Source organism: Rhodococcus sp. T9N, from assembly GCF_024436645.1.
Lineage (GTDB): Bacteria > Actinomycetota > Actinomycetes > Mycobacteriales > Mycobacteriaceae > Rhodococcus_F > Rhodococcus_F qingshengii.
In genome coordinates this window covers 96,110-112,903 of record NZ_JAMSKS010000016.1, presented here as the reverse complement: position 1 = coordinate 112,903, position 16,794 = coordinate 96,110, and the positions used below count along the sequence as shown (strand labels likewise).

At 63.3% G+C, this 16,794-nt stretch carries 16 protein-coding genes and 1 tRNA gene; 3 read left to right on the top strand and 14 right to left on the bottom strand.

What is annotated here, in order from left to right:
• Positions 1 to 181 precede the first annotated feature (181 nt).
• Positions 182 to 307, top strand: coding sequence for a hypothetical protein (locus M1L53_RS23770; RefSeq protein WP_003941303.1), 126 nt, complete (start codon positions 182 to 184; stop codon positions 305 to 307).
• Between the two features lie 82 nt (positions 308 to 389).
• Here M1L53_RS23770 and dcm read toward each other — a convergent pair whose 3' ends face one another.
• Positions 390 to 1,685, bottom strand: coding sequence for a DNA (cytosine-5-)-methyltransferase (gene dcm / locus M1L53_RS23765; RefSeq protein ID WP_054187334.1), 1,296 nt, complete (start codon positions 1,683 to 1,685; stop codon positions 390 to 392).
• Between the two features lie 159 nt (positions 1,686 to 1,844).
• Positions 1,845 to 1,915 (bottom strand) — tRNA-Cys (locus M1L53_RS23760).
• Between the two features lie 233 nt (positions 1,916 to 2,148).
• On the opposite strand from M1L53_RS23760, the gene M1L53_RS23755 reads away from it, so the two are divergent.
• Positions 2,149 to 3,417, top strand: a complete 1,269-nt coding sequence (locus tag M1L53_RS23755) for a multidrug effflux MFS transporter (protein ID WP_142006224.1) — start codon at positions 2,149 to 2,151, stop codon at positions 3,415 to 3,417.
• On the opposite strand, the gene mraY is transcribed toward M1L53_RS23755, so the two are convergent.
• Positions 3,414 to 4,490, bottom strand: coding sequence for a phospho-N-acetylmuramoyl-pentapeptide-transferase (mraY, locus tag M1L53_RS23750; RefSeq protein ID WP_003941316.1), 1,077 nt, complete (start codon positions 4,488 to 4,490; stop codon positions 3,414 to 3,416). The genes M1L53_RS23755 and mraY overlap by 4 nt on opposite strands.
• Before the next feature lie 85 nt (positions 4,491 to 4,575).
• Here mraY and M1L53_RS23745 point away from each other — a divergent pair, with 85 nt between their 5' ends.
• A complete protein-coding gene (locus M1L53_RS23745) occupies positions 4,576 to 5,109 on the top strand; it encodes a MarR family winged helix-turn-helix transcriptional regulator (RefSeq protein ID WP_054187333.1) in 534 nt (177 codons plus the stop codon).
• A gap of 77 nt (positions 5,110 to 5,186) precedes the next feature.
• Here the strand turns inward: M1L53_RS23745 and M1L53_RS23740 are convergent, their stop codons facing one another.
• The 11 genes from M1L53_RS23740 to M1L53_RS23690 form a co-directional block, all read right to left on the bottom strand.
• Entirely contained in the window at positions 5,187 to 5,963 is a 777-nt protein-coding gene (locus M1L53_RS23740; protein ID WP_003941374.1) for an enoyl-CoA hydratase, read from the bottom strand.
• On the bottom strand, positions 5,963 to 6,856 hold the full coding sequence (mmsB, locus tag M1L53_RS23735) for a 3-hydroxyisobutyrate dehydrogenase (RefSeq protein ID WP_003941308.1): 894 nt from the start codon (positions 6,854 to 6,856) through the stop codon (positions 5,963 to 5,965). The genes M1L53_RS23740 and mmsB overlap by 1 nt, the downstream gene beginning before the upstream one ends.
• Before the next feature lie 23 nt (positions 6,857 to 6,879).
• Positions 6,880 to 7,938 carry an enoyl-CoA hydratase/isomerase family protein gene (locus M1L53_RS23730; RefSeq protein WP_054187332.1) on the bottom strand — a complete coding sequence of 353 codons (1,059 nt, stop codon included), beginning with the start codon at positions 7,936 to 7,938 and terminating at the stop codon, positions 6,880 to 6,882.
• A complete protein-coding gene (locus M1L53_RS23725) occupies positions 7,935 to 9,095 on the bottom strand; it encodes an isobutyryl-CoA dehydrogenase (RefSeq protein ID WP_054187331.1) in 1,161 nt (386 codons plus the stop codon). Before M1L53_RS23725 ends, M1L53_RS23730 begins: the two co-directional genes overlap by 4 nt.
• A 14-nt stretch (positions 9,096 to 9,109) precedes the next feature.
• Positions 9,110 to 10,627: a CoA-acylating methylmalonate-semialdehyde dehydrogenase gene (locus M1L53_RS23720; RefSeq protein ID WP_054187330.1), complete on the bottom strand. Its 1,518-nt coding sequence runs from the start codon at positions 10,625 to 10,627 to the stop codon at positions 9,110 to 9,112.
• A gap of 88 nt (positions 10,628 to 10,715) precedes the next feature.
• Positions 10,716 to 11,432 carry a copper homeostasis protein CutC gene (locus tag M1L53_RS23715; RefSeq protein ID WP_054187329.1) on the bottom strand — a complete coding sequence of 239 codons (717 nt, stop codon included), beginning with the start codon at positions 11,430 to 11,432 and terminating at the stop codon, positions 10,716 to 10,718.
• A gap of 1 nt (position 11,433) precedes the next feature.
• The gene (gene nagB / locus M1L53_RS23710; RefSeq protein WP_007726140.1) at positions 11,434 to 12,213 is read right to left on the bottom strand and encodes a glucosamine-6-phosphate deaminase; all 780 of its coding nucleotides are present in this window, start codon (positions 12,211 to 12,213) and stop codon (positions 11,434 to 11,436) included.
• Positions 12,201 to 13,442 carry an N-acetylglucosamine-6-phosphate deacetylase gene (locus M1L53_RS23705; RefSeq protein WP_083471163.1) on the bottom strand — a complete coding sequence of 414 codons (1,242 nt, stop codon included), beginning with the start codon at positions 13,440 to 13,442 and terminating at the stop codon, positions 12,201 to 12,203. The genes nagB and M1L53_RS23705 overlap by 13 nt, the downstream gene beginning before the upstream one ends.
• Positions 13,439 to 15,112: a phosphoenolpyruvate--protein phosphotransferase gene (ptsP, locus tag M1L53_RS23700; protein ID WP_054187328.1), complete on the bottom strand. Its 1,674-nt coding sequence runs from the start codon at positions 15,110 to 15,112 to the stop codon at positions 13,439 to 13,441. The genes M1L53_RS23705 and ptsP overlap by 4 nt, the downstream gene beginning before the upstream one ends.
• Positions 15,112 to 15,381, bottom strand: coding sequence for an HPr family phosphocarrier protein (locus M1L53_RS23695; protein ID WP_003941322.1), 270 nt, complete (start codon positions 15,379 to 15,381; stop codon positions 15,112 to 15,114). Before M1L53_RS23695 ends, ptsP begins: the two co-directional genes overlap by 1 nt.
• A 2-nt stretch (positions 15,382 to 15,383) precedes the next feature.
• Entirely contained in the window at positions 15,384 to 16,727 is a 1,344-nt protein-coding gene (locus tag M1L53_RS23690; RefSeq protein WP_003941307.1) for a PTS transporter subunit EIIC, read from the bottom strand.
• Between the last annotated feature and the right edge of the window lie 67 nt (positions 16,728 to 16,794).

Here is a 16,794-nt window from a genome sequence, read left to right as displayed (position 1 = left end):
AGCGTCATCGACAGGCCGGACTTCGGGGAGTCCGGCCTGTTTTTTGTTTACGTTCCTGAACAATCCGTGAACTTTTCAGCAACTTCAGCGCAAAGCGGTCATTTCGACCCAAACAAGCGTCCAGTTTGCTAACTTGTGTCTGCGACACAAGGTCGTACAGAAACACCACGCAGACACAACCTTGTACATACACACCTGTACATACGACACGGAGGACCGAAACATGGGTTCCATCAACACCCTCAGCGCCGTCATCGACATCATCAAGGTCGTCCAGCCGTTGATCGCCAAGCTCAACCTCAGCTGATTCGCTTGCACCACACCCCTGCCAGGGCGTAACTCGAAATGGGGCCGACATCGTCGGCCCCATTTTCCGTAGGTGCTCTATCTCAGCCGAGTGCCTTCTTGATCTCTCCTGCCAGTACCGACGCCAGCTGCGGCGGCACCGCATTGCCGATCATCGTGCGCACCGCTCCCCACTTGCCCTCGAAGACGTAGTCGTCGGGAAAGGTCTGGAGGCGAGCAGCTTCTCGAACGGTCAACGATCGCGTGTGTTTCGGATGCACGTTGCGTGAAGCCGAGATCATCCCGAAAGTGGTTCCGACCGTGGACGCCGGCTCGTCCCACCGGAGGCGCTTGTACGTCGTGTTGTACCCGGACGACGGTCGCATGGCCGGATCTTCGTTGTCGTGCGCCGACATTCCTTCCGGTACATCACGCAGCCACCGCAAGACGTGCTCGGGATGCTCGACGGCCCAGTGCAGCGGGTCCGTCTCGCAAGCCTGCCCGGATTCCAGCGGGGCCAGGTCGACGGTGGCATCGCGAAAAGTCCTCAGCGGCGCAACACCATTCACGCCGTGAGTCTTCGGCGGAAAACGCAGCGGCCCGATACCACTGTCGCGGCGGGTCGCCACGATGAACACTCGTTCCCGGAACTGCGGGACGCCGTAATCCTGCGCATTGACCGTGTTGACCGACGCGTCGTAACCGCATGCAGCCATCTCGCCGAGAATCCGGTCGACGACCATCCCACCGTCCGGGTCTTTCATGCTCAGCAGCAGCCGAACATTTTCCATCACCACGACCTTCGGCCTCACCAGATCGGCGAGCTCGAGTAGGTTCCGGAAGAGATGGTTGCGCGGATCGTCGCGGTCTCGCCGGCCGGCGAGACTGAAACCCTGACACGGCGGCCCCCCGGCCAACACATCGATATTCACCTGTGCCAGAAGATCTTTCACACGGGCTTCGTCGATCGCCCGGATGTCCTCACCGAGGCACTTCGCGCCGGGGAAGTTCCGATCGAAGGTCGCGCGCGCCTCCGGCACGACTTCGATGTATCCCTCCACCGAAAACCCCGCCATCCGAAAGCCTTCGGCCATACCGCCACAACCGGAGAACGCCGTCAATACGGTGGGGCCACCGTTTCCTGCCCCCGCGACCGCACGCCTGGCCACCGAGGCGGGGTCGTTGACCGGTGTCGCTCGACGCGCACGGGTACTACCGCTCGACCGCTTCCGGGGGGCCGCGTACGTGCCCTCACGCTTGGCCGCTTCCAACGCCGAGAGGGCCGTGAGGACTGCTCGCTCAACCGGTGGCTTCGGATATGCCTTGTCGAGTTCCCACGCGGAGACGACTGCTGACGAGACTCCCGCCTGGCGGGCGAACTGGAACTGACTGATCCCCACGTGCAAGCGCCGCGATCGCAGGTCCTGTCCCGAAATCAATTCAGTGCCTCACTCATGTGGTCCGCTCGCTCCGGCAGCCCAGACTATCGCAGCCAACCCCGCGAACCAGGACCACACAAGAGAGACCGGCAGGCGATATGCCTGCCGGTCTCCGACACGAGCGGATGACGGGACTCGAACCCGTGTGAACGGCTTTGCAGGCCGGTGCCTAGCCACTCAGCCACACCCGCGTCAGTGAGTAACTCTGCCCCGAGTCGCGGCGCCGAACCACAGTTCCGCTCAGCATGATTCGAGTGCAATCCCACCAACTGTTCCAGTCTCTGGGAAAACCGTGAGCCCTTCGGGAACAAATCGGTCAGTCTCGATGCTGACTCCCTCGGTGGGCGCAGGTCATTCGATTGCGGCCCGACTTTCGACCGAACGACCGAGCAGTTCGCCAGACCAAGACAACCCAGAAGGTTTCATGAGTGCCGAGAACACCGCCATCGCCCCGCCTGTGAAGGCAGCTCCGCTCTTGGAGACGGCCCCGCTGGATACGAGCAGTGTCGACCGCAAGCCGAGCGTCGGGAAGATTCTTGCCCTCGGTTCCATGACCGCGCTCGGGCCCTTCACCATCGACATGTACCTGCCCGCGCTGCCGGATATCGGCGCCGATCTCGGAGTCTCGTCGTCAACGGTTCAGCTGACGATCACCGGAACCCTCATCGGCCTCGCACTCGGACAGCTGTTGGTCGGGCCGCTCTCGGACACTCTCGGCCGCAAGAAGCCGCTGCTCGCCGGGATCGGTGTGCACATCCTGGCTTCGCTGCTGGCGGTCTTCGCACCGAGCATCGCTGTCCTCGGCATCCTGCGGGTTTTCCAGGGCATGGGCGCGGCGGCCGCGGCAGTGGTCACCATGGCGATCGTCCGCGACCTCTACAGCGGTAACACCGTTGCCGTCGTGATGAGCCGGCTGATGCTCGTGCTCGGCGTTGCGCCGATCCTGGCGCCCAGCATCGGTGGCGCCCTCCTCGTCGCCCTCGACTGGCGCGGGATCTTCGTCGTCCTGGCACTGATCGGCGTCGGCACAGCGATGATCGGTGCGTTCGGACTGTCCGAAACATTGCCGAAGGAAAAGCGTCGCCCGAGCGGATTGACGTCGGTTCTCCGTACCTACGGTTCGCTGCTCGGCGACCGCACGTTCATGGTCCTCACGCTCGTATCCAGCGTCGGCATGGCGTCGTTGTTCGCGTATGTCTCGGGCGCGTCGTTTGTCTATCAAGATCAGTACGGCCTCAATCAACAGGAGTTCGCGCTGCTCTTCAGTGCGGGCGCGATTGCGTTGATCGGCGCTTCGCAGGTCAACGTCCGACTGCTCGATCGGTGGACTCCCCAGCAGATCACCAAGTGGGCCCTCGTGGCTGCCGTTGTCTCCGGGGCCGTCGTCATTGCTGTCGCGGTCCTGGAACTGGGCGGGCTCGCCGGATTCGTGATCGCACTGTGGGTCATGGCCGGTGCCATCGGGTTCGTTCTGCCCAACGCCCCGGCACTGGCGCTCGCTCGTCACGGCGAAGCGGCCGGTACTGCCGCCGCAATGCTCGGTGCATTCCAGTTCGGCGTCGGTGCGGCCATCGCGCCGGCCGTCGGCCTAATGGGAAACACGAGCACAGCCCTGGCCGTCACGATGACGACGTGTGTGTCGCTCGGTCTGATCGCTCTTCTGGCTACGACCCGAAAGAGTGAATCGGTCTAACCGGCAGCGGAGAACCACTCGCTGTAGAAGGTGGCAAGTCCCAGGACGCACGAGATCGCGACGAAGATCCAGAATCTTGCGATCACGACGGTTTCCGGCCAACCGAGTAACTCGAAGTGATGATGGATCGGGGCCATCTTGAATACGCGTCGACCGGACGATCGGAAGACCAGAACCTGGATGATCACCGACAGGATCTCAGCGACGAACAGGGCGCCGATGATGACCATCAGCAGCTCGGTGTGCGTCGTGACGGACAGGCCGACAACCAGGCCGCCGAGTGCCAAGGAGCCGGTGTCGCCCATGAAGATCTGAGCCGGGGCGGCATTCCACCAGAGGAAGCCGAGGCACGCCCCGCCTGCTGCGGCAGCGACGATCGCTAGATCGAGAGGGTCACGAACGTCGTAGCAACCGGCGGCAGGCTCGAGGACACACGAGTTCCGGTACTGCCAACCGGCGATGACGACGTAGGTCCCCAGGATCATGCCCATCGAACCGGCCGCGAGACCGTCGAGGCCGTCGGTGAAATTGACGGCGTTGGACCAGGCGAACACCAGAATGCAGAAGAAGACCACAAAGCCGATGGCACCCATGGAGAACACCGAGATGTCACGAACATGGGACAGGTACTGGCTGCCGGGAGTGACTCCGTTGTTGTTGGAGAACTGCAGGAACAATATGCCGAAGATGATGGCACTCGCCAGCTGACCGACGGTCTTCGCTGTCTTGTTGAGCCCGAGATTGCGCTTCTTACGGATCTTGATGAAGTCGTCGAGAAAGCCGACGATTCCCAGTGACGTGGCGAGCGCGAGAACCAGCCAACCGGATGCAGACAGCCGCGGTAGCCGCGAGCCGAATCCGATGATGTGTGCCGCCAGGTAGCCCGCCCACATGCCGGCGATGATCGCGATGCCGCCCATTGACGGGGTGCCACGCTTGCCCTGATGGCTCTGCGGACCCTCGATCCGAATCTCGTGCCCGAGCCCCTGCCGCGAAAGCACACGAATGAGAAACGGAGTCAGGAAGAGCGCGACGAACAACGAGACGCCACCCGCTACGAGGATTGAAATCACCCGTGGGACTCTACAGACGTAAGCGGCTGCGACACACAATCAGACAAGGCACCCGACCGCTTGCCAGCATGGGATGATCGAACCTATGTCTCCCCCCGCGCCGCTCCCCCTCGACCCCATCGAAGAGGCGCATCGTCAGTGGACGGAGCACGGGTGGAGCGACGTCGCCGACGGTATGGCTGCGGTCACGTCGGTGATGCGTGCGCAGCAGATCATGATGGCGCGGGTCGAAGAGGTACTCAAGCCGCTCGGGTTGACCTTCGCTCGCTACGAACTGCTGACGCTTCTCACCTTCACCAGGTCGGGCGCACTCCCGATGGCCAAGGCGAGCGCCCGACTCCAGGTTCACCCCACCAGCGTCACCAATGCCGTCGACCGTTTGGAGAAAGCGGAGTTGGTCAGGCGGGTCCCGCATCCCAGCGATCGCCGTGCAACGCTCATCGAGATCTCGGACACCGGTCGCGCACTGGCCCTCGAAGCGACCGAAATGCTCAACAGCAAGGTGTTCGCTCACCCCGGACTCCAGCAGGACAAGCTCGAGCAATTGGTGACGATCCTCACTGAACTTCGCAAGACTGCGGGTGACTTCGACACCGGCGGCGCACCGACCAAGTGGTGAACCGACCACCCGTACACACAAAGAAACTGCCCTCACACTCTCGACGAGTGTGAGGGCAGTTTCAGCGCTGTTGAAATTCAGCGGTGCTTGAATTCTGCCGACCGCTTCTCCACGAACGCGGTCATGCCTTCCTTCTGATCCTCCGTCGCGAAGGTCGAGTGGAACACCCGACGCTCGAAGCGGACGCCCTCGGCGAGGGTGGTCTCGAAGGAGCGGTTGACTGCTTCCTTGGCCATCATCGCAATCGGCAGCGACATCTCGGCGATGGTGGTTGCGGTCTTCAAGGCATCGTCGAGCAGATCGGCGGCCGGAACGATCCGGGCAACCAGGCCTGCACGTTCGGCTTCTTCTGCGTCCATGTTGCGGCCGGTGAGGCACAGCTCCATGGCCTTGGCCTTGCCCACGGCGCGCGTAAGGCGCTGCGAGCCACCGATACCCGGAATGACACCGAGCTTGATCTCGGGCTGGCCGAACTTCGCGGTATCCGAAGCGATGATGAAATCGCAGAGCATCGCAAGCTCGCAGCCACCACCGAGCGCGTATCCGGAGACGGCGGCGATCAGCGGCTTACGAGCTGCTGCGACGCGATCCCACGGGGTGAAGAAATCCTCGACGTATGCGTCCATGTACGTCTTGGACTGCATTTCCTTGATGTCGGCACCGGCGGCGAAGGCGCGCTCGGAACCGGTGATCAGGATGGCTCCGATGCCGTTGTCCGCCTCGAGGTCGGCAACCGCGGCGACGACCTCGTTCATCAGCTCGGAGTTCAGCGCGTTGAGAGCCTTCGGGCGGTTGAGCGTGATGACGCCGACGCGACCCTTACGCTCGAGGATGATGGTGTTGAAGTCGGTCACTACTGTCCTTCGGTCGAACGGTCACGGATGTCGTTGATGATGGCAGAGAAGTCCTGACCGCCACCGCCCGCGGCATGGAAGCGACTGTAGAGTTCGGCTGCCTTGAGTCCGATCTCTGCATCGACGCCGTTGTTGCGCAGCGCATTTGCTGCCAGACCCAGGTCCTTGTCCATCAGTGCAACAGCAAAGCCGGGCTGGTAGTCGTTGTTGGCCGGGCTGGTGGGCACAGGCCCCGGAACCGGGCAGTTGGTGGTCAGTGCCCAGCACTGTCCCGAGGCGTTGGACGCCACGTCGAAGAGCGCTTGGTTGCTCAGGCCGAGCTTTTCGCCCAACACGAACGCCTCGCTGATCGCGATCATCGAAATGCCGAGGATCATGTTGTTGCAGATCTTGGCTGCCTGGCCGACACCGGCGTCGCCGCAGTGAACGACCTTGCGGCCCATCACGTCCAGCAACGGTGACGCGGCTTGAAAGTCAGCCTCGGAACCGCCGACCATGAATGCCAGCGTGCCTGCGGTAGCCCCGACGACTCCACCGGAGACCGGAGCGTCGACGCTGCGGTGACCGGCCGCTTCGGCCTTGTCGTGTGCCTCGCGGGCGTCGGCGACGTCGATGGTGGAACAGTCGATGAACAGGGTGCCCGGTGTTGCCACCGGCAGCAGCTCTTCGTACAGACCCAGAACGTGCTTACCGCTCGGCAGCATCGTGATCACGACGTCGGCACCGCGAACGGCGTCGACCGCCGAATCCGCCACCGATGCACCGTCTTTGACTGCCTGCTCCAGCGCCGCAGGTGCCAGGTCGAAACCGACGACCTTGTGTCCGGCCTTGACAAGATTGGCCGCCATCGGGCCACCCATGTGACCGAGTCCGATAAATCCAATGGTGCTCATTAGTGATGCTCCTTCGGCGGTGATCAGTTGCCTTGCGGTTGAGGGGCGAGTCCGAGCTCGTTGTCGCCCAGCGGGGCGAAGTAGGCGTCGACGGATTCTGCCGTGACGTCGTCGAGAGTTGCCGGCAACCACTTCGGGTTTCGGTCCTTCTCCACGACCTGGGCGCGAATGCCCTCGACCAGATCGTGTGAGGCGAGCGCAGCGGTCGAGACCCGGAACTCCTCGTTGAGGACTTCTTCCAAGCTTGCTGCTTCCTTGGCATGCCGCAGAGATCGCAGGGTCACCGACAGTGCAATCGGGGACTTGCCGAGAATCTGCTCCGCTGCCTTCTCCGCTTCGGGGATTCCACTTGCGCGAAGACGCTCGACGATGGTGGATACGTCGTCGGCCGAGTACGCGGCGTCGATCCAGCTCTGCTGGGCCAACAGTTCCGACACCGGAGCCGGCTCCGCGTACTGCGCCACGGCGTCGGCAACCGAAGACGACGCGAGTGCGACGATGAACGTCTCGATGTTCTCCGACGGGATGAAGTGGTCAGCGAAACCTGCTGCGATGGCATCGCCGGCGCTCAGTCGCGCCGTGGTGAGCGCGATGTGCGTCCCGAGTTCACCGGGAGCACGCGAGAGCAGGTAAGTTCCGCCCACGTCTGGAATGAAACCGATTCCGGTCTCGGGCATTCCGATCATCGAGCGCTCGGTCACGATGCGAATGTCGCCGTGTGCGGACACTCCGACGCCACCGCCCATGACGATCCCGTCCATGATCGCGACGTACGGCTTCGGGTAGTTCGCGATCTCGGAGTTGAGGATGTACTCCTCACGCCAGAAGTCGAGCGAACCGGTCTTGCCGTCCTTGGCGTCATGGTAGATCGAGACGATGTCGCCGCCGGCGCACAGACCACGCTCGCCGGCGCCCGTGAGTACGACTGCCTTGACGTCGTCGTCGGACTTCCATTCCTCGAGGGCCTTGGCCATCGCCTTGACCATCGAGTGGTTGAGGGCGTTGATCGCCTTGGGACGGTTGAGAGTGATGAGCCCCAGTCCGTCACGCTTTTCGATCAATACCTCGAGCTCGTCGCTCATGCTGCTCCCTGCTTTCCCTGACCTGATGCGACCACGCTGCGGGCGATGACCACCCTCATGATCTCGTTGCTGCCTTCGAGGATCTGATGAACCCGAAGATCGCGGACGATCTTCTCGATCCCGTACTCAGCAAGATAGCCGTACCCGCCGTGAAGCTGGAGGGCCTTGTTGGCTACGTCGAATCCGGTGTCGGTGGCAAAGCGCTTGGCCATCGCACACAACTCCACGACGTCGGACGCTCCGTCTTCGAGTGCGGCAGCGGCGCGCCACAGCAACGTCCTGGCCGCTTCGAGTTCGGTACGCATGTCGGCGAGCTGGAACTGCAGGGCCTGCGACTCGATCAGTGCCGAACCGAAAGCTTTGCGGTCCACCAGATATGCGACTGCCTTCTCCAGCGCCGCCTGGGCCCCACCAACCGAACAGGCGGCGATGTTCAGCCGGCCGCCGTTGAGACCCTTCATAGCGATGCGGAAGCCGCTGCCCTCTTCACCGAGCATGTTGGCGGCAGGAACTCGCACGTCTTCGAAGATCACCTGACGGGTGGGCTGCGCGTTCCAGCCCATCTTGACCTCGTTGGCACCGAACGACAGTCCGGGCGAATCCTTGGGCACGATGAACGCCGAGATCCCCTTGGCACCGGCAGATCCGGTGCGCGCCATCACGACGTACACGTCGGAAGTGCCTGCGCCGGAGATGAACTGCTTGACGCCGTTGAGGATGTAGTCGTCACCGTCGCGAACGGCCTTGGTGCTCAGGCCCGCAGCATCGGAGCCAGCGCCGGGTTCGGTGAGGCAGTAGCTGCCCAGTTGATCCATCGAGCAGAGTCCGGGGATCCATTTGTGGCGCTGTTCGTCGTTGCCGAACTGGTCGATCATCCACGTGACCATGTTGTGGATGGAGATGTACGCTGCGATCGACGGATCGCCCTTGGCCAGCTCTTCGAAGATCCGGGCAGCGTCGACGCGACTCAGTTCACTGCCACCCACGTCTTCACGAATGTAGATACCGCCCATCCCCAGGGACGCCGCCTTACGGAGGACGTCCACCGGGAAATGCTTGGTCTGATCCCACTCCACTGCGTTGGGCGCCAGATGCTCGGCCGCGAAGTCGCGGGCAGTGTCACGAATCGCCCGCTCGTCATCGGTCAGAGTAAACATGGAAAGTGTTCCGATCAGTTCATCGTGGGGATGACGAAGTGGTTGGTCTCTTCCTTCTTGCCGGAAGGCCAGCGCTGCGTCACGGTCTTGGTCTTGGTGTAAAAGCGGAAGGAGTCGGGACCGTGCTGGTTCAGGTCACCGAATCCGGAGCGCTTCCAGCCACCGAAGGTGTGGTACGCGATCGGGACCGGGATCGGCACGTTCACGCCGACCATGCCGACGTTGACGCGAGCGGTGAAGTCACGCGCGGTGTCGCCGTCGCGGGTGAAGATGGAGACGCCGTTGCCGTACTCGTGTTCGGTCGGAAGACGCAGTGCCTCTTCGTAATCGGCAGCGCGGACCACCTGAAGGACGGGTCCGAAGATCTCTTCCTTGTAGATGCGCATGTCCGAGGTGACGTTGTCGAACAGGGTTGCGCCGGCGAAGAATCCACCTTCGTGGCCTTCGAGGGTGAAGCCGCGGCCGTCGACGACTGCCGTTGCGCCCTCGTCGATGCCGATCTGCACGTAGTTGTTGACGCGGTCGAGGGCATCCTGGCAAACGAGCGGTCCGAAATCGACGCCTTCGTCGTCACTGCGACCGATCTTGAGCTTCGCGACGCGCTCCTTCAGCTTCGCAACAAGAGCGTCCGCGGTCTCCTCGCCGACGGGAACGGCAACCGAGATGGCCATGCAACGCTCGCCGGCGCTGCCGTAGCCTGCACCGATCAGGGCGTCGGCAACCTCGTCGAGGTCCGCGTCCGGCATGACGATCGCATGGTTCTTGGCGCCACCGAAGCACTGTGCGCGCTTGCCGTGAGCTGCGGCCGTCTCGTAGATGTACTGAGCGATCGGCGTGGAGCCGACGAAGCCGACGGCTTTGATGCGGTCGTCGGTGAGCAGGACGTCGACAACTTCCTTGTCACCGTTGACCACGTTGAACGCACCTGCGGGCAGTCCTGCTTCGAGGAACAGCTCGGCCAGGCGCAGCGGGACGGAAGGGTCACGCTCGGAGGGCTTGAGGATGAAGGCGTTACCGGCGGCGAGGGCGGGGCCGGCCTTCCACAGCGGGATCATCGCGGGGAAGTTGAAAGGTGTGATACCGGCGACGACGCCGAGCGGCTGACGCATGGAGTACACGTCGATGCCGGTGCCGGCACTCTCGGTGAATTCACCCTTGAGCAGGTGCGGAGCGCCGACGGCGAACTCGATGACCTCGAGGCCACGCTGGATGTCACCCTTGGCGTCGGCGACGGTCTTGCCGTGCTCGGACGAGAGGAGGCGGGCCAGAGAATCCATCTCGGCCTGAGCGAGCTGCAGGAACTTCATCAGCACGCGGGCACGCTTCTGCGGGTTGAACGCTGCCCACACCTGCTGCGCCTCTTCGGCATTGGCGATGATGGCTTCGGTCTCGGCCTTGCTCGCGAGGGGAACGCGGGCCTGCACCTTGCCGGTGTTGGGATCGAACACGTCCGCAAATCGATCAGATGTCCCGGGAACACGCTTGCCACCGACGAAGTGCGTCAACTCGTGAACCGTCGCATTTTCAACCATTGTGCTAACCCGTTCCTTGCTCGTATGGACCGCCCAGGAGGCAGCAGTGAATATGTCTACCATCCTATAGTTGGATGTCCATGTATGTCTAGCGCACAGCGCGGAGCGCGGCTGCCGCTTCCTGCGCGACTACTGCATCGGTGACGTCGTATCCGTCCGATCCCCCACCAGGTCCGCCGGAAACTGCGACAACCTTGCGCGCCGAGAGATGCACCGCATCGACGCCGACGGCAGCGATTGCCGGGATGTCGTCGACGGTTATTCCGCCACCGGCCATGATCTGGATCCGGCCCGCGGCATGTTCGACCATTCGACCGATCTCGTCGAGTCCCTCATTGCAAGTGTCCGCACCCCCGGACGTCAGCACGCGGGTCACGCCCAGGTCGATCAGTTCGTCCAGCGCGGTCAGACGGTCGGTCACCACGTCCATCGCACGATGTACTGTCACCTCGACTCTCGCCCGGTCCACGCATCCGATGATGCGGCGCAGCACGACGGTGTCGATCGAATTGTCTTCTGTCAGCGCGCCGATCACGATGCCGGAAGCTCCACCGGCCACAGCAGCATGTACGTCGTGCTCCATCACCCACACTTCGTCGGGTGAGAACACAAAACCTCCGGCGCGCGGACGGATCAGCGGGTGAACCGCGATCCCCACTTCCGACACAGCCTCGATCACTCCGATGCTGGGCGTCAGTCCCCCCGTCGGGCCGAGTGCCGCACACAACTCGACTCGAGTCGCTCCCACCGAACGCGCGATCCTCGCCCCCCGCACGTCCTGCACAGCCAGCTCCAGAACCGTCATGTCAGAAGGACTGCCACGACGGCTTGTGTTCGAGCGCATACCGGTAGTAGTCGGCAAGTTTGAGTGAACTGGCCGCAGCTTCGTCGATGACGACGGTGACATGGCGATGCAATTGCATCACCGAAGCCGGGCAGAAAGCAGACAACGGACCTTCGACGGCAGCGGCGATCGCGTCAGCCTTGCCTTCTCCGGTCGCGATCATCACCAGATGCCTTGCATCGCTGATGGTTCCGAGACCCTGGGTGAGCACGTGATGTGGGACGTCGTCCACACCGTCGAAGAAGCGTGCGTTGTCGATCCGGGTCTGCTCGGTCAGCGTCTTCACGCGGGTTCTCGAGGTCAACGACGATCCGGGCTCGTTGAAGCCGATGTGGCCGTCGGTACCGATGCCGAGCAACTGCACGTCCACTCCCCCGGCCGCCGCGATGCTCTGGTCGTACCGGGCGATCTCCTGCTCCGGGCACGGCGCTTCACCGTTGGGACTGGACACCATCGCGGGATCCAGGTTGACGTGATCGACGAACTCCGACCGAATCACCGAGTAGTACGACTGCGGATGGCGTTTCGGCAATCCCAGGTACTCGTCGAGCAGGAATGCCCGAGCCAGCGAGAAGTCGAGTTCGGCGTCGCGATGCCTCGCTGCCAGTTCACGATAGGTTCCGATCGGCGACGACCCCGTTGCGAGACCGAGCGTCGTCGCCCCGGCTCTGACGTAGCCTTCGACGATGTCCGCGACGGTCGAGTCGACCTCCGCGGGTGTCGGCTGAATTACGATTTCCATGATTTTTCCTTTCCGGCGACTTTTCCGCCGAGTAGTACACGCCCCAGGCGCAAGTGACGATCGGTGATCAGGATGTCGGCTCGGCAGCCCACGGCTAGCGATCCGATCAGGTCGCCAAGTCCCAGCAGACGCGCTGGGCTCCGAGTTGCCGCTGCGACAGCATCTTCCAGCGCGACGCCGCCGTCGAAGACGGTGCTGCGCAGGACGTCGAGCAACCTCGCGGTCCCTCCGGCGATCGCGCCGGCCGAGCCGTCGGTCGTCGCGAGCCGTGCGACGCCCGCCTGTACGGTGACGTCGAGCGCACCGAGTTGGTAGTCGCCGTCGTCCATTCCCGCAGCGGCCATCGAATCGCTGACCAAGGCGATCTGGTCCGGTCCGACAGCATCGAAGACCATCGACACGGTCTCGGGTGCAAGATGCACACCGTCTGCGATCAGTTCCACCACCATCTCGCCTCTCGCGGCAGCCGCCAGGCACGCCGCGACGGGACCCGGAGATCGATGGTGCAGGGGCGGCATCCCGTTGAAGAGGTGGGTCGCGCTGATCTGTCCGGCCCAATCCCCGTGCACCGCAGCATCGATCCGCGCCGACGTCGTTGCCGCGTCGGCATCGGTGTGACCGAAACTCGGCACGATGTTGCGATGACGCATGATCGCGAGCAACTCTTCGAAATTCTCGGTCTCGGGCGCCAAGGTCATGGACCGCACGGTCCCACGCGCGGCGTCACACACGGCTTCGAGCAGATCCGGATCACCGGGAATGATCGCTGCCGGATCCTGGGCACCGCAGCGGACGCCGTTGATGAACGGCCCCTCGAGGTGGATACCCAGAAGTTCTCCGCGTTCGACCAGATCGGCGAGCATCGTTGCTTGTCGCACCAGATCTGCGCGCGGTGCGGAGACCAGGCTGGCCAGCATTCCGGTCGTGCCGTGCTCACAATGATGCGCCGCCGCGCGGCTCGCTCCATCGGCGTCGGTGTTCGGGAAACCAGCACCCGCGGCGCCGTGGCTGTGGACATCGATCAAGCCGGGCATGATCACCGCGTCGGTGCGTTCCGGAATGACGACGACGGGTGTGGACGCCACATATTCCGCAGCCGAGCCGACCCAACTGATCTTTTCGCCGTCCACGACGACGACTCCGTCGTGAATCTTCCCGGCCGGAGATCCGATCACAGTTCCCCGCAACACGATCGGATCGCCGACAGCAGCCGAGCCTGATGTACTCATGCCGACTCGCGAATCCGCGCGACGGCCGCTCTACCCTCGATCGGGTTTCGCGCGCCCCGCGCCGCAGCGGCCATGTCCTTGCACACCGCCAGATCGAGAGAGGCCAGTTGCGCGCGAACTGCGCCCAATGCCGGGACCGACATCGACAGACTCGTCACGCCCAAACCGACCAGAACCGGAGCCAACAGCGGGTCAGACGCGGATTCTCCGCACACACCAACAGGTTTCCCGGCATCGGCGCCAGCCTGACCGACCATCGCGATCAGATCGAGGACCGCCGGCTGCCACGGATCGAGCAGTTGGGCCAGGCCTCCGGCCATACGATCCACGGCGCAGGTGTACTGGCTCAGATCATTGGTACCGATACTGACAAAATCGAGGTGCTCGAGGATATCCTTCGCCCGCAACGCTGCAGCTGGAACCTCGATCATTGCTCCGACCTTGCCGATCCCCCGCGAACGCGCAAGTTCTGCAAAGTCTTTCGCCTCGTCGGCCGTAGCTACCATCGGCGCCATGACCCACAGATCGGCGCCCGTCGCATTGCCGGCCGCCGCGAGGGCGTCGAGCTGGCTGATGAGTGTGTCGGGATAAACCGTGCCGACACGGAGCCCGCGGATACCAAGGGCCGGATTCTCCTCGACCCCGAGATCGAGAAACGGCAACGGCTTGTCCGAACCCGAATCGAGAGTGCGGACCACCACCTTCTGTCCGGCGAAGTGCCCGAGCACCGACGCGTACGTCTGTGCTTGCTCCTCCACCGACGGTGCGTCGTGACGCCCGAGATACGAGAATTCGGTACGGAACAGTCCGACGCCCTCGCAATCCGCCGCTCCGGCCCGCGCGGCGTCCTCGAGGGTTCCGATGTTGGCCGACAACCTCACCGCGAACCCGTCACGCGTGCGTCCTGGACCCTGTGCCGAAGCCGACTGCTCTGCCACGAACGATGCTTCGAGGACAGCGCGCTCGCGCGTTTCTGCCGAGGGATCGATGGTGACCGTCCCGGTGGTGCCGTCGAGGATGAGAAGTTTCCCCTCCGCCAGCAGATCGGTTCCCGAACAGTTGACCACGGCCGGGATTCCGAGCGACTTCGCCAAGATAGCCGTATGGCTGGTCGGACCTCCTTCGGCAGTCAACAATCCGACCACGTCACTGGTGCCCAGCGTCGCTGTATCCGCCGGAGCGAGGTCGCGCGCCACCAGTATGTACGGGTAACCGGGAGTGGGGATTCCGGGCATCGGCTCCCCTCGAAGAACGGCCACGGCTCGCTGCCCGAGATCGCGCAGATCGGTTGCCCGTTCGGCCATGTACCCGCCGAGCGCCGTGAGCTTTTCACAGAAGGCGTCGAAGGCGACTGCGACGGCGTGTGCAGTCGGCAGCCCCGATTCCAGGTTCGCCTTGGCCGCCTTCACGATGCCCGCGTCGCGCGCCATCGCAGCCGACGTCGTCAGGATCTCCGCGGAGACGCCCTCGACTGCCTTTGCACGCGAGAGCAGTTCCTCCGCGACGGCGTCCAGTGCCTCACGGATCCTGATCAGCTCCGCCTCGGGACTGCCTGTGATCGGGTCCGACGCCGAGGTCGGCTCAGGCGTGGAGAATCGCAACCACGGCGCGCAGACCGAACCCGCGCTCACTCCGATACCCGCGATGCGGTTGTCCACACTCGCCGTCATCAGGCTTCGTCCAGTTCGGATGCGAGAAGCTCTGCGAGCGAACCGACCGCAGCGTCGGCGCCGTCACCGTCAGCACGCAAGGTCACCGAATCCCCGAATGCTGCACCGAGAGTCATGACAGACAACATGCTGGAGGCATCGACGGGTTCGCCGTCGCCGAGCGCGATGGTGACGTCTACCGGTAGATCGGCTGCGGCGCGCGCGAAGAGCGCTGCGGGTCGTGCGTGGAGTCCGACGCGGGATCCGATTGTCGTGGTTGCGATCGCCATGTTCAGCGTCCTTCCAGTTCCTTGTCGAGCTTGTTTTCCAGTTCGGCGACGAGCGGGGCGTCGGTGCGGCTGTCACCTTCGGCAGCCAGTGCCAGTTCGGCTTCGAGCAGCGCTGGGTCGGGCTCACCTGCAGCCACCTCGACCTCTTCTTCTCGTCCTGGCGTGCGCAGATTCCACTTCTTGATGACGAAGCTGAAAAGGAAGTAGTAGATCACGGCGTAGCCGAGTCCGATCGGGATCAACATCCATGCGTTGGTTGCCTTGCCGAAGTTCAACACGTAGTCGAAGAAGCCTGCGGAGAACGTGAATCCGTCGTGAATCCCGAGCGCATTGACCAAGGCCATCGACGTTCCGGTCAGGAGCGAGTGGATGACGTACAGGGGCCACGCGACGAACATGAAGGAGAATTCGAGCGGCTCGGTGATACCGGTGAGGAATGCGGTCAGGCCGGTGGAGAGCATGATGCCGCCGACGAGCTTCTTCTGAGAAGGCTTGGCGTTACGCCAGATTGCGAAGGCTGCAGCGGGGAGGGCGAACATCATGATCGGGAAGAAGCCGGTCATGAACGTACCGGCGGAGGGGTCGCCGGCGAAGAACCGGTTGAGGTCACCGCGAACGATCTGACCGCTCGCGTCCTGGTAGTCGCCGATCAGGAACCACACGGCGGAGTTCAAGATGTGGTGCAGGCCCGTGGGGATCAGGAGGCGGTTCGCTGCGCCGTAAATGCCGCCGCCCACAACGGTATTGGAAGCAACTGCTTCACCGACCCAGTTGAGGCCGGAGTTGAACAAGGGGTACACGAATGCCATGAGGACACCGACCACAAGACCGGTGATCGCTGTCAGGATGGGAACGAGCCTGCGCCCGTTGAAGAACCCGAGATAATCGGGAAGCTTCGTTCGATAGAACCGCTGCCACAAGATCGCCGACAGCAAGCCCATCACGATACCGGCGAGCACACCGTAGTTGATCAGGGATTGATCCCCGTTCGGGTCCGTCTTCCCTTCGAGGACGATCGGCGACATCGCCTTGAACACGCCGTCGATCACCATGTAGCCGACGACGGCTGCCAAGGCAGTCGATCCGTCGGCCTTCTTGGCCCAGCCGATCGCGATACCGACGGCGAAGATCAGCGGCAGCCACGTGAAGACTGCTTGTCCTGCCGCAGAGATCACTGCAGCAGCACTGTGCATCGAACTGAATCGCCCGAGCAGGTCGTCCTGGCCGAGGCGGAGCAAGATTCCCGCAGCCGGCAGAACGGCGATCGGAAGCATCAAGCTTCGGCCGAGGCGTTGAACCCCGGCGAACACTTTCGATTCCTTCTTCGGGGTGTCTTCGAGAGTCATCAAGGACCTTCTTCGTTCGCCGGGCCGCGTCGCGATCGGCCGCTGGTTCTGGAAATTCGGGTGTCGT

Coding starts and splice junctions, on each gene's coding strand:
- ptsP (WP_054187328.1), bottom strand. CDS start 15,112: ATGACGGCGAGTGTGGACAACCGCATCGCGGGTATCGGAGTGAGCGCG.
- mmsB (WP_003941308.1), bottom strand. CDS start 6,856: ATGAGCACCATTGGATTTATCGGACTCGGTCACATGGGTGGCCCGATG.
- M1L53_RS23690 (WP_003941307.1), bottom strand. CDS start 16,727: ATGACTCTCGAAGACACCCCGAAGAAGGAATCGAAAGTGTTCGCCGGG.
- M1L53_RS23695 (WP_003941322.1), bottom strand. CDS start 15,381: ATGGCGATCGCAACCACGACAATCGGATCCCGCGTCGGACTCCACGCA.
- M1L53_RS23755 (WP_142006224.1), top strand. CDS start 2,149: ATGAGTGCCGAGAACACCGCCATCGCCCCGCCTGTGAAGGCAGCTCCG.
- M1L53_RS23730 (WP_054187332.1), bottom strand. CDS start 7,938: ATGAGCGACGAGCTCGAGGTATTGATCGAAAAGCGTGACGGACTGGGG.
- M1L53_RS23720 (WP_054187330.1), bottom strand. CDS start 10,627: ATGGTTGAAAATGCGACGGTTCACGAGTTGACGCACTTCGTCGGTGGC.
- M1L53_RS23745 (WP_054187333.1), top strand. CDS start 4,576: ATGTCTCCCCCCGCGCCGCTCCCCCTCGACCCCATCGAAGAGGCGCAT.
- M1L53_RS23705 (WP_083471163.1), bottom strand. CDS start 13,442: ATGAGTACATCAGGCTCGGCTGCTGTCGGCGATCCGATCGTGTTGCGG.
- M1L53_RS23725 (WP_054187331.1), bottom strand. CDS start 9,095: ATGTTTACTCTGACCGATGACGAGCGGGCGATTCGTGACACTGCCCGC.
- nagB (WP_007726140.1), bottom strand. CDS start 12,213: ATGGAAATCGTAATTCAGCCGACACCCGCGGAGGTCGACTCGACCGTC.
- M1L53_RS23715 (WP_054187329.1), bottom strand. CDS start 11,432: ATGACGGTTCTGGAGCTGGCTGTGCAGGACGTGCGGGGGGCGAGGATC.